The sequence below is a fragment of the Amycolatopsis sp. genome (assembly GCF_036008905.1).
In the GTDB taxonomy this organism is placed as follows: domain Bacteria; phylum Actinomycetota; class Actinomycetes; order Mycobacteriales; family Pseudonocardiaceae; genus Amycolatopsis.
This window is the reverse complement of the sequence record NZ_DASYMU010000020.1, coordinates 66,535-72,881: the sequence shown is the minus strand read 5'-3', so window position 1 is coordinate 72,881 and position 6,347 is coordinate 66,535. Positions and strand designations below refer to the sequence as shown.

The 6,347-nt window shown below is 65.6% G+C and carries 5 protein-coding genes; 1 reads left to right on the top strand and 4 read right to left on the bottom strand.

All coding sequences use genetic code 11. The features are described 5' to 3' along the window. Nucleotides 1–173 precede the first annotated feature (173 nt). Both VGP60_RS03860 and VGP60_RS03855 read right to left on the bottom strand, forming a co-directional pair. Nucleotides 174–638 (bottom strand): heme-degrading domain-containing protein, encoded by a 465-nt coding sequence (locus VGP60_RS03860; protein WP_327546430.1) that lies wholly within the window; start codon nt 636–638, stop codon nt 174–176. A gap of 26 nt (nt 639–664) precedes the next feature. Next, nucleotides 665–1,045, bottom strand: coding sequence for a VOC family protein (locus VGP60_RS03855; protein ID WP_327546429.1), 381 nt, complete (start codon nt 1,043–1,045; stop codon nt 665–667). Between the two features lie 106 nt (nt 1,046–1,151). Here VGP60_RS03855 and VGP60_RS03850 point away from each other — a divergent pair, with 106 nt between their 5' ends. Then, nucleotides 1,152–3,743: a hypothetical protein gene (locus VGP60_RS03850; protein WP_327546428.1), complete on the top strand. Its 2,592-nt coding sequence runs from the start codon at nt 1,152–1,154 to the stop codon at nt 3,741–3,743. On the opposite strand, the gene VGP60_RS03845 is transcribed toward VGP60_RS03850, so the two are convergent. Both VGP60_RS03845 and VGP60_RS03840 read right to left on the bottom strand, forming a co-directional pair. Next, the gene (locus VGP60_RS03845) at nt 3,726–5,753 is read right to left on the bottom strand and encodes an NADPH-dependent 2,4-dienoyl-CoA reductase (RefSeq protein WP_327546427.1); all 2,028 of its coding nucleotides are present in this window, start codon (nt 5,751–5,753) and stop codon (nt 3,726–3,728) included. The two genes, VGP60_RS03850 and VGP60_RS03845, sit on opposite strands and share 18 nt — an antisense overlap. Then, on the bottom strand, nt 5,750–6,289 hold the full coding sequence (locus VGP60_RS03840) for a PadR family transcriptional regulator (protein WP_327546426.1): 540 nt from the start codon (nt 6,287–6,289) through the stop codon (nt 5,750–5,752). Before VGP60_RS03840 ends, VGP60_RS03845 begins: the two co-directional genes overlap by 4 nt. Nucleotides 6,290–6,347 lie beyond the last annotated feature (58 nt).

Here is a 6,347-nt window from a genome sequence, read left to right as displayed (position 1 = left end):
GAACTCGCCGAGGAGGCCCGGACCCATCTACGCCGCCGTCAGAACCAGCCCGGCAGGGTGAAAGCGTTCTTCGGCAAACAAGAAGTCCGCTACGCCGCAGATTGAACACGCCACATTTGCCTTACCCATCAATAGAACACTGTTACGCACTCACGACGCCGGTGACCAGGGGGTTAGCGGGCGAGGAAGAGGGTTAGTTGTTCGACGACGAAGGCGTGGTCCTCAGCTTGCGGCAAGCCGGAGACGCCGACGGTGCCTACGGGCCCGACGTTCTTCACGATGACGGGGAAGACGCCGCCGTGGGCGGCGTAGAGGTCCGGGTCCAGTCGGGAGGACTCTTCGAAGGTGCTCCCACTGGCGCGAAACTGGGTGCCGATGAGGAACGAGCTGTGGCCGTAGCGGTCCACGACCCGGCTTTTGCGCTCGATCCAGGCGTCGTTGTCGGCGGAGGTGCCGGGGAGGGCCGCGTGGAAGAGACGTTGAGTGCCTCGGCGGATTGAGACGGTCACTCCGAGCTGGCGTTCCTTCGCGGCTTCGACCAGGTGCACGCCCAGGGCCCAAGCGGTGTCGTTGTCGAAGTGGGTGAACTGCAGGCGCTCTTCTTGGGCGGCGAGTTCGGCCAGGAGGTCAGTGCTCATGGCCTCTAGTAAAGCAACAGCGTTGTTTAATTGCCAGTGGGCTCCATCACCGACAGGAGATTGCCGTCGGGGTCGGTGAACCAGGCGACCTTTTCGCCGGTCGGCGTGGTCCAGACGCCGTTCGCGCCTTGACCCAAGCCGGGGAAGGTTTTGAACTCGACGCCCTTGGCGGCCAGTTCCGCCGTCGTCGCGGCGATGTCCTCGACTTCCCAGCCGATCGTCGTGAACGGATGCGGGGTGAGTTCGGCGACGGTGGTGACTCGTAGGGTCGTAGAGCCACTGTGGAAAACCGCGGCGTGGCCGCTGAGGCCGTCGGGTTCGAGGCCGAGGACGTCTTTGTAGAACGCGCTTGCCCGGGTGATGTCGGTGGTCGGCACGAAGCCGACCAACTGCGCGGAATTCAGCATCGGGCCACGCTACTTGCCATCGCGGCGAAGTCACGATAAGTGTTCAGGTCGTAACGAATCGGATCTTGGGAGCGAACACAGACTCGCAAGGGGAGGTGCGGATCTGATGCGCATCAGGCGGAAACGGGACATCGAAGAAGCCGAACTGCCGAAGGCCCGCCGTGTGCGGTGGTATTTCTTCACGGCGATCTTCGCGCTGCTCGCGCTGGCGCTCATGATTTTGCCGTACCAGCAGTGGTTCGCTGAGCGGTACATCGCGCGAACGGCGGTATCGACGTCGATCACTTGGATCGTGCTGCAGACGGCGGGGTTGGCCGTCTTCCTGATCCTGGCGCTGTACGGCACCGGCCGGATCCGGCTCGAACGGGCCGCGTATCGCGCGGACCAGCTTGACATCCAGGATTTCCTGGACGCCAAAGGCGAGAAAATGCCCGATGTGACGGCCGTGTTCAAACGCATCCTCAACGAGTCGAAGCTGTACACGCCGACGGCGGTCCCTGGTGTTGGTACGTCGTACGACTTCATCCAGATCGTGGAGAACGCCGGCGAAGCCATGGACAGCTGGTGGAAGGCGGCCTCCCGGCTGGTCAAGCTGGTGCGGCCGCCGTCGGCGTTCAGGGTCAGCGGCACGGTCCGGTTCGACGAAGTCACCGGAAAGCATCGGCTGATCCTCGAACTGGTTCGCGCACCAAGGTTCGCGGCCAGTCCGATGGTGATCGAGGACGAGACGCTGCCGCGGGTGCTGGAACGCGCGGCCAACGCCGTCGCCGCGCTTGTGATGCCGCGCAGCAAGTTCTGCGGCAACATCTACTGGGCGCCTTGGCTCAACGCGAAAATCCCCGCCGAACTTTTCGACGCCTACCAGCGCGCGAATCAGTTCACGCTGGAGCGCCAGTACGACGAAGCGCTCGCCGAGTACTACCGGGCGATCGAGTGGGATCCGACAAACGTCTACATCAGACTCGAAATCGGTGCGCTGCAAGAACAACTGGACCTGCTGCTCGACGCACTGGCCACTTACGACGACGTCATCACGTTGTGCAGCCGGGGAACACCGCGCCTCGCCAAGTGGTGGATCGGGCCGGATTTCACCCGCCAGCGCCGTGGGCTGACAGCGCGGCACGCGAACGCGTTGCTTGTCGCGCGCTATCGGCATGCGCTCGTGCTCGGGCAGGGTGACCGGATCGCGGCGTCGTGGTGGATTCGCAAGCCCACCTGCGAGAACCGGCCGGAGTTCGACGCCCGGTCGGTCCAGCGCGCGAACCTGCGGGCCGCGTTGCATCACCGGTTCCAGCGTTACGCGCGGCTTGACATCCGGACAGTCGACCGATGGATCTCGCGTGCGGAAAGGCAAACGCTGCATCGGGAACTGCTCGCGTTCCCCGTCGAGGAACTGAGCACGACTCCGCTCGATCCCGAAGACCCGGTGTACCAACGGAAACGCACCGAGTACGCGGACCGGTCGCGGCGGCTGCGGGCGTATCTCGCCGCGTTGTCGCAGTTCGAGATCGAGCGGCTGATCGACGATTACCATCCGTACCGCACGATTCGCCTGCGCCGGGCGCGGAATCTGTCGCGGACGGTGTCCGTGGGGGCGCTCCGGTTGACGTTGGTGTGGTCGGTACTGCGCCGGGCGATGGCGGACGCCGATGTCAACGGCGGCCGCGTGCCCGTCCATCAGCTCGCCGATCCGCATCCGGGCCGGAAATCCCGGCTGGGCAAGCTCTTCCCGACCGGCAGATGGCCGATGGACGTCAACAATCTTGTCGCCGCGGTAAAAGCGACGCGGTCACGGTGGCGGCGGACGCCGTACTGGAACGAAAGCTACAACGCGGCGTGCGTGTACGCCGTCGGATTGCTGCCGGTGGATCCGCTGATCGCGGTCCAGTTGCCCGTGCAGGCGGCGGACGATCTGGCCAAGCACGCCGTCGGCGAGTTGTATCGGGCCACGACGACGAGTCACAGCAGTCACCTCGCCAGCCGTCGTACCTGGGTGCTGGCCGAGGATCCTGACCTCGCGTCGCTGCGCGGACGAGCGCATTTCCGCAACTTCGAGATCGTCACCTTCTCCCCGGCCCGCCCTGCGACGCTGCGGCCACGCAAGGTGCACGTATGGGAACAAGTCACCTACCTTTCCCTGCTCATCAGCGAAATCGGCCGCTGTCGCTCGAAGTACTGGCACGACAGGGTTTCCGCACCGGATGTGGCTGACGAGGACGAGAGCGAGACGAACCGCTCGGAGCGTGACGCCTGGCGTCTGGTCTCACGGCTGGTCGCCGGGCACCAGGACTGGTTCACGCGCTACGAAGCCGTCACGGCGTTTCGCGGCTGGGCGGCGGAATTCGGCTATGACGGTGTGGTGGAAGGGTTTCCGCTGTACAGCGAGTCGTCGCTGGTGAGGAAATACGCGGGCCTACTCACCGGAAAGCCGGAGGAAGGCAACGACCGGCCGTCGGGTATCGACCAGATCAACCACCGCACGCAGCGGTACATCAAGGAGTGTGACCGCCGGATGGAGAGTGCGGTGGTGGCGTTGCGGAACCTGGTCGAAGCGGGCGAGGACAAGGTGACGGCCGACGACCGGAGTCACCGCTGGGCCGCACTGGCGGACTGGTTCGACGACTCCTCGGCGCGAACGCCCGCCACGGCACGTGAGTCACACTTTCGCGAACTGGTTGCTTCAGAGGGTGGCGGCTAGACGGGTGCCCTGGTCGATGGCGCGTTTCGCGTCGAGTTCGGCGGCGACATCGGCACCGCCGATCAGGTGCGTGGTGATCCCGGCCGCGCGGAGTTCGTCGGCGAGGTCGCGGACGGGTTCCTGGCCGGCACTGATGACGACGGTGTCGACGTCGAGCACACGCGGGTTCTCGTGCTTGTCGCCGAAGGAGATGTGCAGGCCGGCGTCGTCGATCTTTTCGTAGTTCACACCCGGAATCCGCTCGACGCCCTTGGCCTTGAGCGCGGCCCGGTGGACCCAGCCGCTGGTCTTGCCGAGTCCGGCGCCGATACCGGTCTTCTTGCGCTGCAACAGGAAAACCTGACGGGGTGACGGCTCGGGCTTCGGCTTGGTCAGGCCGCCGATCGCCGTTTCCGGATCGGTGACGCCCCACTCGGACATCCACGCGTCGAGGTCCAGCGTCGGCGATGTGGTGTGGGTCAGGAACTCGCTGACGTCGACGCCGATCCCGCCGGCGCCGACCACGGCGACCTTGTCTCCCACTGGCTTGCCGTGTTTCACGACGTCTACATAGGACAGAACCTTCGGGTGGTCGATACCGGGGATGTTGGGTACGCGCGGGATCACGCCGGTGGCGAGGATGACTTCGTCGAAGCCCGCGTCGATCAGGCTTGCCGCGGAAGCACGCGTGTTCAGGTGCAGCTTGACGCCGGTGAGTTCGATTTGCCTTCCGTAGTAACGGATAGTCTCGGCGAACTCTTCCTTGCCGGGGATGCGGCGGGCGATGCCGAACTGCCCGCCGATCTCACCGTCCGCTTCGAACAGGTCGACGGTGTGTCCACGTCCGCTCAGGCTGGTCGCCGCGGCGAGTCCGGCCGGTCCGGCGCCGACGACCGCGACGCGCTTCACTCGGCGAGTCGGCGCTAGCGTCAGTTCGGTTTCGTGTCCCGCGCGCGGATTCACCATGCAGGACACCAGTTTGCGCTTGAACGCGTGATCGAGGCAGGCTTGGTTGCAGGCGATGCAGGTGTTGATCTCGTCCTCGCGGCCCTCGGCGGTCTTGAGGATCCAGTTCGGGTCGGCGAGGAACGGCCTGGCCATCGAGACGAGGTCGGCATCGCCGCTGGCCAGCGCCTCTTCGGCGACCTCGGGCATGTTGATCCGGTTCGAGGTGACGACCGGGATCGAGACATGCGGCTTGAGTTTCCCGGTCACCCAAGTGAAGGCCGCGCGGGGCACGGAAGTGACGATGGTCGGGATGCGGGCTTCGTGCCAGCCGATGCCGGTGTTGATGATCGTCGCGCCTGCGGCTTCGACCTCTTTCGCCAGCGTGACGACGTCTTCCCAGCTCTGGCCGCCTTCGACCAGGTCCAATATGGACAGTCGGTAGATGATGACGAAGTCGGGGCCGACAGCCTGCCGGGTTCGCCGCACGATTTCGACGGCGAACCGGCGGCGGTTTTCGGGCGAGCCGCCCCAGCCGTCCTTGCGTTTGTTGGTGCGCTCGGCGAGAAACTGGTTGATGAGGTAGCCCTCGGAGCCCATGATCTCGACGCCGTCGTACCCGGCTTCGCGGGCGAGCACCGCGCAGTCGGCGAACGCGCGGATTTGGCGCAGGACACCGTAACCGGTCAGCGCGCGCGGGCGGAACGGGTTGATCGGCGCCTTGATGCTCGACGCCGAAACGCTCAGCGGGTTGTATGAATACCGGCCCGCGTGCAGGATCTGCAGCGCGATCTTGCCGCCGGCTTCGTGCACTGGATCGGTCAACTGCTTGTGCGCCTTGGCTTCCGCGGGCGTCGAGAGCTTGGACGCGAACGGCAGCAGCCAGCCGGTCTTGTTGGGCGCGAACCCGCCGGTGACGATCAGGCCGACGCCGCCGCGTGCGCGCTCGGCGTAGTACTCGCCGAGCTGCGGGAAATGTGACGCCTTGTCTTCGAGGCCGGTGTGCATCGAGCCCATGAGCACGCGGTTGCGCAGGGTGGTGAAGCCGAGATCGAGCGGGGACAGCAGGTTGGGGTACTGGCTCATCGTCGATCACCCTTCAAGGCCTGGAGGACTTCCTCGAACCACTCGACAAAGCCCTGCTCGGTGCGGATTCCGCCGCGCAGGACGAGGTGCTGGTGCAGCGCCGGGCCGGTGAGGTCGGCCGGGGCGGGGAAGTCGCGCTTCTCGATCAGCAGGTAGACGTCGAGTTGTTGCGCGTGTCTGTCGCGGTGCCGCTGGATCTCGTCGGCCACGGCCCTGACCTCGCCGAACGCGGCACCGCGGATCTTGACGGCGAGTTCCTGGGTACCGGCGGAGTCGTTGGGCTCGGCGAGCCAGCGGACGAGCTCGGCGCGGCCGGGGTCGCTGACGGTGTAGACCTTCTTGTCCGGGCGGCCGTCCTGCTCGACGTGGTCGACCGCGACCCAGTCAGCCTCTTCCATGCGCTTGAGGACGCGGTAAATCTGCTGGTGGGTGGCGTTCCAGAACAGCCCGATCGACTTCTCGAACCTGCGCGTCAGCTCGTAGCCCGAGCCGGACCGCTCGGACAGGGACACCAGGATCGCGTGCTCCAACGCCATCTGCCCAGCATCATATGCAACGCGTTGCAGTGCAACGAGACGCGCATCACCCAAGACG